The organism is Massilia jejuensis, from assembly GCF_042656795.1.
In the GTDB taxonomy this organism is placed as follows: Bacteria; Pseudomonadota; Gammaproteobacteria; order Burkholderiales; family Burkholderiaceae_D; genus Telluria; species Telluria jejuensis.
In genome coordinates, this window is record NZ_JBHSMS010000058.1 from 1 (window position 1) to 16,432 (window position 16,432).

General features: G+C 66.6%; 14 protein-coding genes and 1 tRNA gene. 3 read left to right on the forward strand and 12 right to left on the reverse strand.

All coding sequences use genetic code 11. The features are described from left to right. From ACFPOU_RS17575 to ACFPOU_RS17620, 10 genes are all read right to left on the reverse strand, one after another. Positions 1 to 710: type VI secretion system Vgr family protein (locus ACFPOU_RS17575; RefSeq protein ID WP_379724106.1), on the reverse strand; the 710-nt coding region annotated here is incomplete at its 3' end. A 376-nt stretch (positions 711 to 1,086) separates the two neighbouring features. Further along, on the reverse strand, positions 1,087 to 2,181 hold the full coding sequence (gene ychF / locus ACFPOU_RS17580) for a redox-regulated ATPase YchF (protein WP_379724109.1): 1,095 nt from the start codon (positions 2,179 to 2,181) through the stop codon (positions 1,087 to 1,089). Continuing rightward, positions 2,178 to 3,383, reverse strand: coding sequence for a patatin-like phospholipase family protein (locus ACFPOU_RS17585; protein WP_379724112.1), 1,206 nt, complete (start codon positions 3,381 to 3,383; stop codon positions 2,178 to 2,180). The genes ychF and ACFPOU_RS17585 overlap by 4 nt, the downstream gene beginning before the upstream one ends. A 60-nt stretch (positions 3,384 to 3,443) precedes the next feature. Next, complete coding sequence (gene pth, locus ACFPOU_RS17590) at positions 3,444 to 4,028, reverse strand: aminoacyl-tRNA hydrolase (RefSeq protein WP_379724115.1); 585 nt, start codon at positions 4,026 to 4,028, stop codon at positions 3,444 to 3,446. Positions 4,029 to 4,129: 101 nt separating this feature from the next. Continuing rightward, entirely contained in the window at positions 4,130 to 4,738 is a 609-nt protein-coding gene (locus tag ACFPOU_RS17595; RefSeq protein ID WP_379724118.1) for a 50S ribosomal protein L25/general stress protein Ctc, read from the reverse strand. 190 nt (positions 4,739 to 4,928) lie between these two features. Next, a complete protein-coding gene (locus ACFPOU_RS17600; protein ID WP_379724121.1) occupies positions 4,929 to 5,879 on the reverse strand; it encodes a ribose-phosphate pyrophosphokinase in 951 nt (316 codons plus the stop codon). 145 nt (positions 5,880 to 6,024) lie between these two features. Then, positions 6,025 to 6,101 (reverse strand) — tRNA-Gln (locus ACFPOU_RS17605). 68 nt (positions 6,102 to 6,169) lie between these two features. Continuing rightward, positions 6,170 to 7,051 (reverse strand): 4-(cytidine 5'-diphospho)-2-C-methyl-D-erythritol kinase, encoded by an 882-nt coding sequence (ispE, locus tag ACFPOU_RS17610; RefSeq protein WP_379724124.1) that lies wholly within the window; start codon positions 7,049 to 7,051, stop codon positions 6,170 to 6,172. Further along, positions 7,051 to 7,662: an outer membrane lipoprotein LolB gene (locus tag ACFPOU_RS17615; protein WP_379724126.1), complete on the reverse strand. Its 612-nt coding sequence runs from the start codon at positions 7,660 to 7,662 to the stop codon at positions 7,051 to 7,053. The genes ispE and ACFPOU_RS17615 overlap by 1 nt, the downstream gene beginning before the upstream one ends. Positions 7,663 to 7,725: 63 nt before the next feature. Then, a complete protein-coding gene (locus tag ACFPOU_RS17620) occupies positions 7,726 to 9,534 on the reverse strand; it encodes a tetratricopeptide repeat protein (protein ID WP_379724129.1) in 1,809 nt (602 codons plus the stop codon). Positions 9,535 to 9,631: 97 nt separating this feature from the next. Here ACFPOU_RS17620 and mutM point away from each other — a divergent pair, with 97 nt between their 5' ends. The 3 genes from mutM (at position 9,632) to mutY (ending at position 13,563) form a co-directional block, all read left to right on the forward strand. Further along, on the forward strand, positions 9,632 to 10,465 hold the full coding sequence (mutM, locus tag ACFPOU_RS17625; protein WP_379724131.1) for a bifunctional DNA-formamidopyrimidine glycosylase/DNA-(apurinic or apyrimidinic site) lyase: 834 nt from the start codon (positions 9,632 to 9,634) through the stop codon (positions 10,463 to 10,465). A gap of 78 nt (positions 10,466 to 10,543) precedes the next feature. After that, positions 10,544 to 12,463, forward strand: a complete 1,920-nt coding sequence (locus ACFPOU_RS17630; RefSeq protein ID WP_379724134.1) for a dynamin family protein — start codon at positions 10,544 to 10,546, stop codon at positions 12,461 to 12,463. Next, on the forward strand, positions 12,460 to 13,563 hold the full coding sequence (gene mutY, locus ACFPOU_RS17635) for an A/G-specific adenine glycosylase (protein WP_379724137.1): 1,104 nt from the start codon (positions 12,460 to 12,462) through the stop codon (positions 13,561 to 13,563). The genes ACFPOU_RS17630 and mutY overlap by 4 nt, the downstream gene beginning before the upstream one ends. Before the next feature lie 46 nt (positions 13,564 to 13,609). Here the strand turns inward: mutY and ACFPOU_RS17640 are convergent, their stop codons facing one another. Further along, a complete protein-coding gene (locus ACFPOU_RS17640; RefSeq protein WP_379724140.1) occupies positions 13,610 to 14,752 on the reverse strand; it encodes a deoxyguanosinetriphosphate triphosphohydrolase in 1,143 nt (380 codons plus the stop codon). 9 nt (positions 14,753 to 14,761) lie between these two features. Continuing rightward, positions 14,762 to 16,375, reverse strand: a complete 1,614-nt coding sequence (gene aroKB / locus ACFPOU_RS17645) for a bifunctional shikimate kinase/3-dehydroquinate synthase AroKB (protein ID WP_379724500.1) — start codon at positions 16,373 to 16,375, stop codon at positions 14,762 to 14,764. Positions 16,376 to 16,432: the final 57 nt, after the last annotated feature.

Sequence of the window (16,432 nt, forward strand, 5' to 3'; positions counted from 1 at the left end):
ATTGCCGTCCATGTGTGGATGCCGTCGTCCTCGCGCGAGCCGCCCTGGTCGTGGTACGAGATCCAATACGCTCGCTCGTCGATCGGCTTGGCCAGGAAGCTGTTATCCGAAATCATGAGCTTGTGGCCGTCGGCCCTGTGTTCGTACCAGTAGTGCAGGCCGAGCGCTTCCCAGCGCCGGTGCAGGTGGTTGTAGTCGGTCTCGTCGTACTGGTTGGCGAGCGTTAGCTTCGACTCGTCGATCCTGTCCATGTGCCAGTCGGCCTGGCGGTAATGCTTCAGGGTTTCCTCGGTGATTTCGAGCACGTTCTTATTGTGGAACGACCTGTTGTCCTTGCGCAGGCGCGCAAACGCGAGCCAGGGTTCGAGCAGCATCTGGTAAAAGGCGAAGCCGCCATCGCAGCGCACGAAACGACATTCCGTGATGTAGCCGTTGAAGTAACGCAGCGATCCGTCTTCCCGCACCAGGGAGATGGTCACCATCCGGCCCATCAATGTTTTCAGCGGGATGCGCGGATCGTCCGACAGCACCTCGAGCTCGAAGCGGAAACCGCGCGAGACTTCCTCGTGCGAGACCAGCTTGTTCGGCAGCAGGATCGCGGGTGGCCCATCCTTGAACGGAAAATCGAGCCGCATGAGGCGCTTGTGCTGGGATGCGCCGCTGAACGCCGATCGCGCGGCGCCGGCCGCGATTTCCTGGCTTTCGCCCATGGATTGTCTCCGATGACTGCGCGGCATAGCCGTAGCGCAAGTGAAAAGGTTAGCGGAGACCTTACTCTGACGCTGCCAAGCGGAATTTGACCAGCATCAACACATTTCCCTGCGCCATGTCCAAATTTTCTGACAGATTCCTGGAGAAAGATGGCGATGCCGAATACCTGAAACAACATCAAGCTAAGCGCGCTCACCGTCTTTGTTGGCGCGGCCGAAAAAGAAAAGGGCTCATTGGCATTCAGCCACGAGCCCTTCCTTCATGTGTCGATACCTGTACCCGTTGCCTTTACAGCAGCTTGCCGCACGGAGAGCGCGCCTGATCTTCCACTTGAAGTACAGACGAGCGTCACTCGCTCACGTCATGTCCAGACTGTTATGTCGGGCTGAACAGGAAGTTCAACACATCGCCATCCTTGACTACATATTCCTTGCCTTCGGCGCGCATCTTGCCCGCTTCCTTGGCGCCGGATTCGCCCTTGTAGGCGATGTAGTCGTCGTAGGAAATGGTCTGGGCGCGAATGAAGCCGCGCTCGAAGTCGGTGTGGATCACGCCGGCCGCCTGGGGGGCGGTGGCGCCGACCTTGACGGTCCAGGCGCGTACTTCCTTGACGCCGGCGGTGAAATAGGTCTGCAGGCCGAGCAGTTTGTACGCGGCGCGGATCAGGCGGTCCAGGCCCGGCTCTTCCATGCCCATGTCGCCCAGGAAGGCGGCCTTGTCGGCGTCGTCGAGGTCGGCGATTTCGGACTCGATGGCGGCCGAAATGGCCACGATCGGGGCATTCTGCTTCTTGGCGAACTCGGTGAGCTGGTCCAGCAGCGGGTTGTCGGTGAAACCGGTGTCGGAGACATTGGCCACATACATCGCCGGCTTGGCCGTGATCAGGTGCAGTTCGCGGATCAGGGCCATCTCGTCGGCGTCCAGCCCCAGCGTGCGCACCGGCTGGCCTTCGTTCAGGTGCGGCAGCATGCGCTCGCAGATGGCAACCAGCTTGGCCGCATCCTTGTCGCCCGAGCGCGCCTTCTTGTTTTCGCGGTGGATCGCCTTCTCGACAGCGCTCAGGTCGGCCAGCGCCAGTTCGGTCTGGATCACTTCGATGTCGTCGATCGGGCTGACCTTGCCGGCCACGTGGATGACGTTGTCGTCTTCGAAGCAGCGCACGACGTTGACGATGGCATCGGTCTCGCGGATGTGCGACAGGAACTGGTTGCCCAGGCCCTCGCCCTTCGAGGCGCCCGCCACCAGGCCGGCGATGTCGACGAACTCGACGATGGCCGGCACCACGCGCTCCGGCTTGACGATGTCGGCCAGCGCCTGCATGCGCGGGTCCGGCACCTCGACCACGCCGACGTTCGGCTCGATGGTGCAAAACGGATAATTTTCAGCCGGGATGCCGGCCTTGGTCAGCGCGTTGAACAGGGTGGACTTGCCGACGTTGGGCAGGCCGACGATGCCGCATTGGAGACTCATGGGAATTCTTTCTTTCGATGGTGGTGAGCCCTACCCGCGGCCCGTAACCCCATATTGTAACCGGGGATGGCCACGCATGCCGCAAAAACAGGCGCGCCGGCGCGCCCGCTCAGATCGGCCGCAGCCGCGCCGGATCGGGCCGTTCGATGAAGGCGGCCAGCTCGTCGCGCAGGCGCCCTCCCTCCCCCATCGCCCGGGTCCACGCCTTGATGCGCGCGTCGTGGTTCAGGCCGAAGTGCTTGAAGTCGGTCCGGCAGCTTAGCGCGTGGCAGCGTCCGCATGAAGGCCGGGGTCGGCGCGACGATCAGGACGTTGTCGAGCCAGCCGCGGTTCGGCCCGCGCGCGGCGCGCCGCCAGGGCATCGCCTTGTCCAGCCAGCCGGGCACGATGTGCTCGTTGAAATGCGGGTACAGCACGATCGCGTCGGGCTCCTCGCGCTCCAGGCGCGCATACGGCAGCGCCAGGTGGTAATCGACGAGGCCGCCATCCCAGTAATGGCCCGGCGGCAAGCCCTCGATGCCGGTCACCGGCGGCATGATCAAGGGCAGCGTGCCCGAGGCCAGCAGGCTGGCGGCCAGGTTGGCGCGCGTGAGCGTGGAAAAATGGGTCGTGAACTCGTCGAACGGTTCGCGCAGCCAGGCCGCCGGTGCCCTGGCATCGGCGATCACGACGCGCTCGAGCAGACGGCCGAGGCGGGCACGCGAGGCGACATTGGTCAGCGCCGCCTGCGCGAAACCGCGCATCTCGGCGCGCCGGTGCGCGGGCTGGGCCAGGGCCCCCTTGCCGCGCACGGCCAGCAGGTGCAGGTGGTGCAGCGGGTGATTCAGGATGTCGTCCTCGTGGCCGCCGACGAATTCGTGCAGCAGGCCGCGCACGACCTCGTTGATCTGGGCGGTGCTCGGCCGGGTGCTGGCGTAGCGCTGGCCCGCATACAGCTGCCCCAGGCGGGCGAACGCGCGCGCCGGGTCGCGCTGGCAGGCCGCGGCCATGCGCCAGGCGCCGATCGAGGAGCCGATCAGGGTGCGCTGGCGCGGGTGGGTCGGCAGCCACTCGCCGAACACGTACTGGTCGAGCGCCTGGAAGATCAAGCCCTTCGGGCCGCCGGCGGCGGCCGGAATGACGGCGACGTCGGCCGCGCACAGGCCCTGCGCGCGGATCCGGGCCAGCGCGCGCGGGCCGGCGTGGAAGGAAAGTGCACTCATCGGTGAATTATGGCAGGGCCGGGGCGATCGCGCCGGATGGGCGCCGCCGGCCAGGCGTGCTCACGCGGTATGCAACTGCATCGTCGCCGTGTCGAGCTTGCCTTGCACCGCCATCGGGATGATGCGCAGCGCCTTGTCGATCGATTCCTCGATCAGGCCCTGCTCGTCCTTGCGCGGACGGTGCAGCACGAAGTCGGCCACGCCCTGCTGCAGGTTCAGGGTGCGCGGGTGGCCGATGCCGATGCGCAGGCGCCAGTATTCCTGGGTGCCGAGCGCGGCGGTGATGTCTTTCAGGCCGTTGTGGCCGCCCGAGGAGCCGCCTTTCTTCAGTTTCGCCGTGCCCGGCATCAGGTCGAGCTCGTCGTGCACGACCAGCACTTCGTCCGGGTCGATCTTGTAAAAACGCGCCAGGGCGCCGACCGACTGGCCGGAACGGTTCATGAAGGTCAGCGGTTCGAGCAGCCAGACCTCGTTGCCGGCGATCGCGGTCTTCGCCATCAGCGCCTGGAAACGGCTTTCGCGCTGGAGGCGGCAACCGGGCAGGCTGTTGGCGAGGCTGTCGACCAGCCAGAAGCCGGCGTTGTGGCGGGTTTGTTCGTAGTCGGGGCCAGGGTTGCCGAGGCCGACGATGAGGCGGATGGACATAGCGGTCGCGTCAGGAAAAGGGGGATTCTCGCATAAAAAAACCCGCCGGCTTGCGCGCGGCGGGCTTTGCTTCACACACCGCATGCGCGGTGGATGAACAATTACTTCTTCTCTTCGGTCGTCGCTTCGGCTTCGGCTTCGGCGGCGATGGCGCCACGTGGAATCGACGAGGTCGCCAGGGTCAGGTTCTGGCCGTGGGTCAGCGCGGTCACGCCTTCCGGCAGGGTGATGTCGTTGACGTGGATCGAGGCGCCGGCTTCCAGGTTGGCCAGATCGACTTCGATGAACTCAGGCAGCTGGCCTGGCAGGCAGGACACGTCGAGCTCGTTGAGCACGTGCGAGATGACGGCGCCGTTCAGCTTCACGCCTGGCGAGGTCTCGGCGTTGATGAAGTGCAGCGCGACCTTGGTGTGGATCGGCTGCGAGTTGTCGACGCGCTGGAAGTCGGCGTGCAGGACCAGTTGCTTGTAGGCGTGCATCTGGAAGTCGCGCAGCAGGACTTGCTGGGTGGCGCCGTCGATTTCGAGGTCGAGCACGGAACCGTGGAAAGCTTCTTTCTTGAGCGCGTGGTACAGGGCGTTGCCGTCCAGTGCGATCAGGACCGGGGCTGCGGTGCCGCCGTAGATGATGCCTGGGGTCTGGCCAGCCTTGCGCAGGCGGCGGCTCGCTCCGGTGCCCTGCAGGGTGCGGTTGAATGCAACTACTTTCATGTGAAACTCCATAAGTTTGGGATCGCATGCGGGAAGTTCCCGCCCGATTTCCCGGTTGTGCCGGCCCCCGCGACCAGGGGCTGGCTTGGCTGAGCGCCAGGTGCGCGCTCAAGAAAAAACGCATTCTTTTGACAGTACGACGGCGCGCCGGGCCGGGAGCCGGGCGCGCCGTGTCTTGCAGCCTGCCTTGTCAGTCGACGAACAGCGACATGACCGAGTCGCCCTTGACGATACGCTTGAAGGTTTCGGCCAGCAGCGGAGCACAGGTCAATTGGCGGATCTTCGGGCAGGCGGCGCCGGCGGCCGACAGCGGAATCGTGTCGGTGACGACCAGTTCGTCCAGCGGCGAGTTCGAGATACGCTCGATGGCCGGGCCCGACAGGACCGGGTGCGTGCAGTAGGCAACCACTTTCTTGGCGCCGCGCTCCTTGAGCACTTCGGCGGCCTTGCACAGCGTGCCGGCGGTATCGACCATGTCATCCATGATGACGCAGTTGCGGCCTTCGACTTCGCCGATGATGTTCATCACTTCCGACACGTTCGCCTTCGGGCGGCGCTTGTCGATGATCGCCAGGTCGCAGCCGAGGCGCTTGGCCAGGGCACGGGCGCGCACCACGCCGCCGACGTCGGGCGAGACGACCAGCAGGTCGTCGTAGTTGCGCTTTTGCAGGTCACCCAGCAGCAGCGGCGATGCATAGATATTATCGACCGGAATGTCGAAGAAACCCTGGATCTGGTCGGCGTGCAAGTCCATGATCAGGACGCGCTCGACGCCGGCTTCTTCGAGCATGTTGGCGACGACCTTGGCCGAGATCGCGACACGCGCCGAGCGTGGGCGGCGGTCCTGGCGGGCGTAACCGAAATAAGGGATGGCGGCGGTGATGCGGCCGGCCGATGCGCGTTTCAGGGCGTCGACCATCAGCATGATTTCCATCAGGCTGTCGTTGGTCGGCGCGCAGGTCGATTGCAGGACGAAGACATCCTTGCCGCGGACGTTCTCGTTAATCTCGACCATGACTTCGCCGTCGGAGAATTTCGAGACCACGGCCTTACCGAGAGGAATACCGAGGCTTTTTGCGACCCCTTCTGCTAGCGCCGGATTAGCGTTGCCGGTAAAAACCATCAGGTTTTCGTAAGCCATGGGAGTCCCGAGAGAAGAGCGTTGATACTTTTGAAAAACAATCAGCCGGCTATACCGGCTGACTATGCGTTAGGGTGGACTGGCAGAGCAGCTCGCCCGATTCATCCGCTGGATACATGCGTATCGACAGCCCGGATAAAACGAATGGCAGGGGAACAAGGATTCGAACCTTGGTATGCCGGAATCAAAATCCGGTGCCTTAACCAGCTTGGCGATTCCCCTACGCAACTTACAGCTTGCCGCGACGTTCAACAGCTACTCGTCAACGCTGCGACAGGCAAAATTTTATGCTACAACTCATTGTTTTGCAAGAGCGATTTCAGCGGATGTCGTGCCAGGGACCGGGCTTTCCATGCGCGCCAGGCAAGGGGAACTTGCCCCAGCACCCGATCCGCCTGCGCCTCGCCGGGAACCGCGCAAAACACGCATGCGCCCGAACCAGTCATCCTTGCCGCGCCATATTGCCCCAGCCATTCGATCGCCTCTGCTACCGGCGGAAATAATCGGGACGCCACTGCTTGCAAATCATTTTTTCCGAACTCACTGAGTAAGTGTGCCTCAGGAAAGTCCGCTATTCTAACGGGCTTCGTATCGCGCGTCAAATCCTCTGCAGTAAAAATTGCGGGGGTCGGTACCGAGACCCCCGGCTCGATCACGACATACCAGCAATCGGGCCCTGCCACCGGCTGCATCGCCTCGCCCACGCCTTCGACGAAGGCCGTACGGCCGAAGATAAAAAAGGGAATGTCGGCGCCCAGCGGCAAACCGATGTCCATCAGTTCCTCGTCGCTGAAGCCTGCCCGCCACAAGTAATTCGCCGCCATCAGCGCCGTGGCCGCATCGGACGAGCCGCCGCCCAGCCCTCCCCCCAGCGGCAGGATCTTGTCGACGGCCACGTCGAGGCCGGGTGCGGCGCGGCCGTGGCGCTGCCGGAATGCCCCGGCCAGGCGCTCCAGGGCGCGCACGACCAGGTCGGATGCCGCCGGCACGCCGGGCACGTCGTTGGTGCGTACGATGCGGCCGTCGTCCCTCAGGTCGAAATCGAGGGTGTCGCCGCGCCCGATGAGTTGAAACACGCTTTGCAGCAAGTGGTAACCGTCGGCGCGGCGGCCGACGACATGCAGGAAGAGGTTCAGCTTGGCTGGCGCCGGGCAGGCGTGCAGCGAACGCATCAGGTCACCGGATCGAGGATGATCTGCAGCGCCAGCTCTTCGCTGGCCGCCGTCGCGGCGCGCTCGGCGACGATATTTTTCGGCATGGGGACGCCGTCCTTGCCGTTCTGCCATGACACGAAACGCAGGCGCCAGCCGTCCTGCGTGAAGACGCTGTTGTTGGCCGGCGTGGCCGCGAAGCGCTTGCCGGCGGCATCGGTGGCATAGCCCTGCAGCCAGTCGCGCAAGCCCGACACCGGCAGCGACCAGCCGAGCGCCTGGCGGGTCAATGCATCGATGTCGCCGGCCGTGCGCGGGGCGCGCCCCGCTTCGGTCAGGGTGGCCTGGCGCGGCGTCACCTGGATGACGGCCATCGTCTGCTTCAGCGGCGAGATCAGGCTGACATCGATCTGGCCCGGCTGCTGCGACCATTCGAAGCCGCCGGTCACGTTGCCGGGCTGGCCATCCTTCTGGTAATTCACCTGGATACGGCCGCTCAGCTCGATGGTATCGCGGTAAGGGGCCGCGGCCGCCTGGGCGCCCGGGACGCTGGTCGAGTCGGTGGCGGTGCTGGCGCAGCCGGCGAGCGCGGCGGCAAGAACGAGGAGGGATAAACGGTGAATGATCGGCATCGGTCTGGAAAGGGAAAATGAAAAAAGCGGGCATCGCGCCCGCCATGCTGATCCCGCATTATTTCACAGCGACAGGCGCAGGCGCGCCAGCGTGCTGCGCAGCGTGTCGTTGTGCGGGTCTTTCGCGCGCGCTTCGCGCCACAGCGCCTGGGCGTCGGCCTGCTTGCCCCTCTGCCAGAGCACTTCGCCGAGGTGGACGGCGATCTCGGGATCGCGGCGCAGCCCGTAGGCGCGGCGCAGGTGGGCTTCGGCGGCGTCGAGGTTGCCAAGGCGGTATTGCACCCAGCCCATGCTGTCCATGATGAACGGGTCGTCCGGCGCCATCGACAATGCCTTTTCGATCAGCGTGCGCGCTTCTTCCAGGCGAATGTTGCGCTCGGCCAGCGAATAGCCGAGGGCGTTGTAGGCGTGGTGGTTGTCCGGCGCAAGGCGCATCACGTCGCGCAGGCTCTTTTCCATCACCGCGTGGTTGCCGGTTTTTTCGGCCAGCAGCGCGAAGTCGTACAGCAGGTCCGGATTGTCCGGAAAGCGTTTGGCCGCGTCCTGCATCAGGGTGAAAGCCTGCCCGGCCTGCCCGGCTTCGCGCAGCAGCTGCGCTTCGGCGGCCAGCACCTGGGCCTGGGCGCCCGGATCGGCCGGCTTCAGCGAAGCGAGCAGGCGCCGCGCGGCGGGCAGGTCGCCGCCCTTGCCGAGCAGCTGGGCACGGCGCAACCGGGCGCCGAAGGCCGCTTTTTCGTCGCCTTCAGGCAATTTGTCAAGCCAGCCGACGGCGGCCTTGATGTCGCCGCGTTCCTCGGCCAGCTGCGACAGGATCAGCAAGGCCTTGGAGGGATCGCGCTCGTCTTCCGGATTGCGTCCGAGCACGTCGACGAAGCGCGTGAAATAGCGCTCGGCGCCGCCCGGGTCGTTCAGCTGGGTCGACAGCACGCCCAGCGCATACAGGGTCGTGGCGTTGTCGGGCTGCTGCTGGTCGAGCAGCAGGAATTGCTTGCGCGCGGCCTCGAACTGCTTGTCATTGACCAGCAGGCGGGCGTGCGCCGCGCGCACTTCGCGCGCATTCGGATGGGCGGCAATGAACCGGGCCAGCAGGTCGCGCACCTGCCCTTCGTTCTCGCCGGCCTGGGCCAGGGTGAGGATGGCGAGTTCCGAATCGGGTTTCAGGGCCAGCGCAGCGCGCGCCTCGCGCCCCGCCGCGGCCTTGTCGCCGCGGGCGAGCGCGCCCTGGGCCAGCACCACATGGCCCTCGAGCGTGGCGCGGTAAGGCGCGACCAGGCGTTCGAGCATGGCGCCCGCCGCCTCCTTGTCCTTGGCGCGCGAGAGCAATTGCTGCACCTGGTACAGCACGACGCCGCGCACCGGCGCCGGCGCGCCTTCGAGGCGCTTGCGGAAAATTTCTTCCGCATCCGAGATATTGTCGGACAGGATGACCATCCCCAGATAGTACTGCGTTGCCTCGTCCGATTGCGGGTCGAGCTGGCGCCACTGGCGCACGGCGGCCAGCGTGTCGTCCGGCTGGCGCGCGGCCAGCGCCATTTCGGCGGCGCGCCGGGCCAGGCGCGGGTCGCGCGTCTGCTGTGCCAGGCTCAGCATCGTGAGATAGGGAGCTTGCCAGTCGCCGTTGCGGAAGGCGAATTCGGCGCGCAGCAACTGGTGCAGCAAGGTGCTTGTCAGTTCGACTTTCGGCAGGCGTGCTTTTTCGGCCTCCGCCTCGGCTTGCGCGTCGCGTTCGGCCTTGGCATGCGCCTCTTCCCGCGCTTCGGCCTGCGCCGCCGCCGTCGCCTGCGCCGATTGCGCAACAGGCTGCTGCTGCGGCGCCACGGCACAGGCCGACAGCAGACCGGAGAGAGTTACAATGACGAAAGCGTTTTTCAAGGCAAGTCCATGTGGGAAGTAATGTCCGATTCTACGCCCAAGCCCCGTCGCGCGTGCGAAGCGCCTCCCGAATTTACAAGAATTTTGTCAGATTTTCATGCCTGAACTCCCCGAAGTAGAAGTGACCCGGCGCGGTGTCGCGCCGCACCTCGAGGGCCGCGTCGTCGAGCAGGTCGTGTTCCGGCGCGAAGGCCTGCGCTGGCCCTTCCCCGCCCACCTGGCCGGGTCCCTGGTCGGCCAGCGCATCGCGCAGGTCGGGCGGCGCGGCAAATACCTGTTGATCGATTTCGCCTCCGGCACGCTCATCATCCACCTCGGCATGTCGGGCCACCTGCGCGTGCTGCCGCCCGGCGTCGAGCCGAAGAAACATGACCATTTCGACCTCGTCGTCAACGACGGCGCGCACTCCCAGGTACTGCGGCTGCACGACCCGCGCCGTTTCGGCGCCGTGCTCTGGCATGCGCACGACGATGGCGACATCGCCCAGCACGCGCTGCTGCGCGGCCTCGGCGTCGAGCCGCTGGAAGCGGCGTTTTCCAGCGCCCTGCTGCACCAGGCGACCCGCAAGCGCAACGCGCCGATCAAGCAGGTGCTGCTGGCCGGCGACATCGTCGTCGGGGTGGGCAATATCTACGCCTGCGAAAGCCTGTTCAAGGCGGGCATCAACCCGAAGACGCCGGCCGCCCGCATCAGCCGTGCCCGCTACGACAGGCTGGCGCTGGCGATCCGCGCGATCCTGGCCGAAGCGATCGTGCAAGGCGGCAGCACGCTGCGTGACTTTATTGCAGTGAATGGTCAATCAGGCTATTTCCAGCAGACATATTTCGTCTATGATCGTGCGGGAGTGCCTTGCAGAAACTGTGGCGCGCCGGTGCGCCAGATCAAGCAGGGGCAGCGGTCGACGTTTTACTGCGCCACCTGCCAACGCTGACCACGGCCCCATGGCGGCATTGCCCTCGTCTTGCCCTGCGTCCTAGGTTGGACGCTTATATTGAAAGCAGGCGGAACCATGCAAGATCTTCAAGAATACGGCGCCTGGCGCGCAGCGATCGCAGCGGCGCTGGACGACTACCGCGCCGCGCTCGCCCGCTTCGAGGTGGCGGACGCGGCCACCACGCAGCGCGCGGCGCAGGCCGCGGCGCGGGTGCGCGACGACCGCCTGTCGGTGGCCTTCGTCGCCGAATTCTCGCGCGGCAAATCCGAGCTGATCAACGCGATCTTCTTTGCCGACTATGGCCAGCGCATCCTGCCCTCGGCCGCCGGGCGCACCACGATGTGCCCGACCGAGCTGCTCTACGACGCCGCCTGGGAGCCGTGCATCCGCCTGCTGCCGATCGAGACGCGCGCGCGCCAGCTCTCGACCAGCGATTTCAGGGACGACCCCGGCGCCTGGACCGTGCTGCCGCTGGCGCTGGACGCGCCCGAGCGCATGGCCGAAAGCTTCCGCCAGGTCAGCATGACGCGCCGCGTGCCGCCCGAGCAAGCGCAGCGCTATGGACTGTACGACCCGGACGATCCCGACCTGGCCGACGCGCTCGGCGCGGACGGCCTGGTCGAGATCTCGCAATGGCGCCACGCCATCATCAACCTGCCGCATCCGCTGCTCAAGCAAGGCCTGGTCATTCTCGACACGCCGGGCCTGAACGCGATCGGCACCGAACCCGAACTGACGCTGAACCTGATTCCGAACGCGCACGCGGTGCTGTTCGTGCTGGCCGCCGAAACCGGGGTCACGCGCAGCGACATCGAGGTCTGGCGCACCCATATCGGCGCGGGGCCGGGGCGCATCGTCGTGCTCAACAAGATCGATGCGATGTGGGACCCGCTCAGGAGCGAGGCCGACAACGAGGCCGAGATCGCGCGCCAGCAGGCGAGCGTGGCGCAGCAGCTGGGGCTCGCGCCCGAGCAGGTGTATCCGGTGTCGGCGCAAAAGGCGCTGGTCGGGCGCATCCAGGGCGACATGGCTTTGTTCGAGCGCAGCCGCCTGGGCGCGCTGGAAGCGGCCCTGCTGCATGGCCTGATCCCGCAAAAGAAAACCATCCTCGGCAGCGCGCTGCGCGCCGACCTGGCCGCCCTCGACGCCGCGCACACGGGCGCGCTGGCCGCGCGCGGACGCGACCTGGTCGAGCAGCTGCAGGAACTCAAGAGCCTGCGCGGCAAAAACCAGAACGTGCTGGCGCACATGATGCGCCGCATCGAGGCCGAGCGGAAGGATTTCGACGCCGGCCTGATGCGCCTGCAGGAGGCGCGCACGCGCTTTGCGGCGCTCTCGACGGAACTGTATTCGACGCTCGACATGGACGCCGTGGCGCGCCAGGCCGACACGGTGCGCCTGGCGCTGCACGCGTCGCGCTTTGCGACCGGCATGCGCGCGCCGGTGCGCGCCTTTTTCGACAACGCCCGCGCCAGCATGGAAGCGGCCGGCGCGCAGGTGCTTGCCATCGGCAAGGTCATGGAGGCGATGGTGCGCGGCTTCGCGGCCGAACACGGCCTCGCGCTGGCGCCGCCGGTGCCGCTTTCGCTGGAGCGCTACCGCGCCGAGATCGAAGCCGTGGAAGCGCTCTACGTCAAGCAGTTCGGCACCGCCACCCTGCTCATGACCAGCCGCGGCACCCTGCTCGAGCGCTTTTTCGATTCGATCGTCTCGAGCGTGCGGCGCAGCTTCCGCGCCGCCAATGCCGACGTCGAGGCCTGGCTGAAGGTGATCATGGTGCCGCTCGAGACCCAGATCCGCCAGCACAAGGAACAGCTGCGCCACCGCCTCTCGTCGATCCAGCGCATCCACGATGCGACCGACAGCCTGGAGCAAAAGATCGGCGCCTTCGAAGCCGGCCAGGAAGAACTGGCCGCGCAGCGGCGCCAGCTGCTGGCGCTCAACGAAGCGGTCGCCGCCGCCTTGGGCGAGGCCCCCATGCGGGCGGCCGCATGAAGCGGTTGACCGAGTTCGACGTGCCGCAGGACCCGAGCTTCTCGCAGGCCGTGATCGACTGGCAGCGCGCGCACGGGCGCCATACCCTGCCCTGGCAAAACACGCGCGACCCCTACCGCGTCTGGCTCTCCGAAATCATGCTGCAGCAGACGCAGGTGGCGGCGGTGCTCGGCTACTACGCGCGCTTCCTGGAACGCTTCCCGAGCGTGCACGACCTGGCCGGCGCGCCGATCGAGGACGTGATGGCGCACTGGAGCGGGCTCGGTTACTACACGCGCGCACGCAACCTGCACGCCTGCGCGGTGCGCGTGGTAAACGAGTACGGCGGCGAATTTCCCGTCGCGCCCAGCCTGCTGGCGGACTTGCCCGGCATCGGCCGCTCCACCGCCGCGGCGATTACCGCCTTCGCGCACGGCACCCGCGCCGCCATCCTCGACGGCAACGTCAAACGGGTGTTCGCGCGCGTGTTCGGGGTCGAGGGCTATCCGGGCGAGAAGCGCATCGAGGATGCCTTGTGGCGCCGCGCCGATGCGCTCTTGCCGGAGGACGGCATGGAGTCGTACACGCAAGGCCTGATGGACCTGGGCGCGACGCTGTGCACCCGGTCCAGGCCGGCTTGCCCGCGCTGCCCGCTGCAGGCGCGCTGCGTGGCTTATGCCACCGGGCGCACCGAGGAGCTGCCGGTACGCAAGCCGAAGAAGACGACGCCCGAGAAACGGGCCGAGATGCTGGTGCTGCTGCACGACGGCTGCGTGCTGCTCGAGCAGCGGCCGGCCAGCGGAATCTGGGGCGGCCTGTTGTCGCTGCCGGAAGTGGGCGGGCATGCCGCCAGCGACACCCGGCGCGACGGCGATCCCGCCCTGGCGGCCAGCGCGCGGCGCTTCGGCGCGGTCGAGGAAGTGCAGGCGCTGCTGCCGCTGGTGCATGTGTTCACGCACTACAAGCTGCATATTCATCCGCACAAGGTGGTGCTGGGCGAGCGCGGGGCGACCCCGCCAGGGCATGTGTGGGTCCGGCTCGCCACGGTCGGCGACGCGGCGCTGCCGGCGCCGGTGAAGAAGCTGCTGGTCGACCTGGCGCAACCGGGTTTGTTCGGCTGAGCGGGCCGTCCGGCGCCGTCGCGCCGGCGATTGCCGAACCCGCCCCCTACAGCTCGTCGAGTGAAAAAATCCGCTTGTGCTCGCGCACGGCGTACCGGTCCGTCATGCCGGCGATGTAGTCGGCGATCTTGCGCGCCTGCCTGTGCCGGTCCCCCGGGGCCGCCTGGTAATCGGGCGGCAGCAGCACCGGGTCCGTCATGAAGGCGTGGAACAGCTCGCGCACGATGCGGCTGGCCTTCACGCGCATGCGGTTGACCTTGAAATGGCGGTACAGGTTCGCGTACAGGAAGCGCTTCAACGCGCTCGTCTCGGCGCGCATCGCGTCCGAAAAGCGGATCAGGGGCGCCGCCGCGCGCACGTCGTCGATGCTGGCCGGCGCGGCATCGGCCAGCAGCGCGGCCGAGGTCTCGACCAGGTCGGCCGTCATCGCGGTGATCATCAGGCGGATCGTCTCGTACAGCGCGCGCCGGCCGGGCAAGCCCGGGTACTGGGCCTCGACGGCGCGGCGGTGGCGCGCGAACAGGTCCACTTCCATCATCTGCTGCGTCGTCAAGAGGCCGGAACGCAGGCCGTCGTCGATGTCGTGGTTGTTGTACGCGATCTCGTCGGCGAGGTTGGTCAGCTGCGCTTCCAGGCTGGGCTGGGCCTTGTCGATGAAGCGCCGGCCCAGCTCGCCCAGGGTGCGCGCGTTCGCCGCCGAGCAGTGTTTCAGGATGCCTTCGCGCGTTTCGAACGTCAGGTTCAGCCCGTCGAAGGCGCCGTAGTGCTCTTCCAGGTGATCCACCACGCGCAGGCTTTGCAGGTTGTGCTCGAAGCCGCCGAAGTCCTTCATGCATTCGTTGAGCACGTCCTGGCCGACATGGCCGAAGGGCGTGTGGCCCAGGTCGTGCGCCAGCGCCGTCGCTTCGACCAGGTCTTCGTTCAGGCGCAGGCTGCGCGCCAGCGTGCGCCCGATCTGCGCCACCTCGATCGAGTGCGTCAGGCGGGTGCGGAACAGGTCTCCCTCGTGGTTCAGGAAGACCTGGGTCTTGTACTCCAGGCGGCGAAAGGCGGTCGAATGGATGATGCGGTCGCGGTCGCGCTGGAACTGGCTGCGCGAGCCGGGCGCCGGTTCGTCGAAGCGGCGCCCGCGCGACGCCTTCGAATGCGCCGCATACGGGGCCAGGTGGGCGTCGAAGTCGATCATCATGCGCAGCCCTTACCGCTGGACGCAGGCGTCCAGCGTGGCCAGCAGCAGCTCGTGCGGCACGCTCATGATGCTCGGGCTGCCCAGCGGCTTGACGAGGATGAACTTGATCGCCCCGCCCTCGTTCTTCTTGTCCACTTCCATCAGCTCGATCCAGCGTTCCACGCCCAGGTCCGGCGCCACGGTCGGCAGGCCGGCGGCCGCCACCAGGGCGCGCACGCGCTCGAAGGCGGCGGCGTCGATGAAGCCGAGGCGGCGCGACAGGTCGGCCGCCATCACCATGCCGCAGCCGACGGCTTCGCCGTGCAGCCAGGCGCCGTAGCCCATGCCGGCCTCGATCGCGTGGCCGAAGGTGTGGCCGAAATTGAGCACGGCGCGCAGGCCGCCTTCGCGTTCGTCCTTGCGCACGACGTCGGCCTTGATCTCGCAGGAGCGCGCGATCGCATGCGAGAGCGCGGCCTGGTCGCGCCCCACCAGGCGTGCGATGTTCGCTTCGATCCAGTCGAAGAATTCGGCGTCGAGGATGGCGCCGTGCTTGATCACTTCGGCCAGGCCGGCCGAGAGCTCGCGCGCCGGCAAGGTGCCCAGCGTGCCGGTATCGGCCAGCACCGCGCGCGGCTGGTAGAAGGCGCCGATCATGTTCTTGCCGAGCGGGTGGTTGATGCCGGTCTTGCCGCCGACCGAGGAATCGACCTGGGCCAGCAAGGTCGTCGGCACCTGCACGAAGGGCACGCCGCGCATGTAGCTGGCGGCGGCAAAGCCGGTCAGGTCGCCGATCACCCCGCCGCCCAGGGCAATCAGGGTCGTCTTGCGATCGCATTTACTGGCCAGCAGCGCGTCGAAGATCGCCATCAGCGAGCCCCAGTGCTTGTACTCCTCGCCGTCGGGCAGGACGATTTCGACCACCTCGCGCCCGGCCGCGCGCAGGGGCGCGGCGATCTTGTCCAGGTACAGCGGCGCGACCGTGGTATTGGTGACGAGCGCCGCTTTCGCGCCGCCGACATGGCGCAGCAGGGCCGCGCCGTCGTCGAGGACGCCCGGTCCGATCGCGATCGGGTAGCTGCGCTCGCCCAGGTCGACGTTGAGATTGATGTGTGCTGTTTGATTCATCGATGCCGCCCTCGCGCGCCGCGAACGCGCCGTATCGAGCGCGTCGAGCTGGTCCAAAATTGTCTGAACCATCGATTGTACGTTAGGTCGGCCGGTATCGATGACAAGGTCCGCGATCTCGCGGTACAACGGCTCGCGCTGGGCCAGCAATTGTTCGAGTTTTTTCCTCGGATCGGCCGTCTGCAAGAGCGGGCGGTTCTTGTCGTGCGAGGTGCGCTGGAGGATGCTGCCGATGCCGGCGCGCAGGTAGATGACGGTGCCGCGTTCGGCCAGGTGGGCGCGGCTGGCCGCGTCGAGCACGGCGCCGCCGCCGGTGGCGAGCACGATGCCGCGCTGGCCCGTCAATTCGCGGATCATGTCGGCTTCGCGCCGGCGGAAGCTCTCTTCCCCCTCGATTTCAAAGATCCACGGGATCGTGGCGCCGGTACGCGCCTCGATCGCATGGTCGGAATCGACGAAGCGCTTATTCAGCCGGCGCGCCAGCAGCCGGCCGATGGTGGTCTTGCCGGACCCCATCAGTCCGACAAGAAACACATTTTCGGATTTCACATCAGTTTACGGTGAACTTGAACT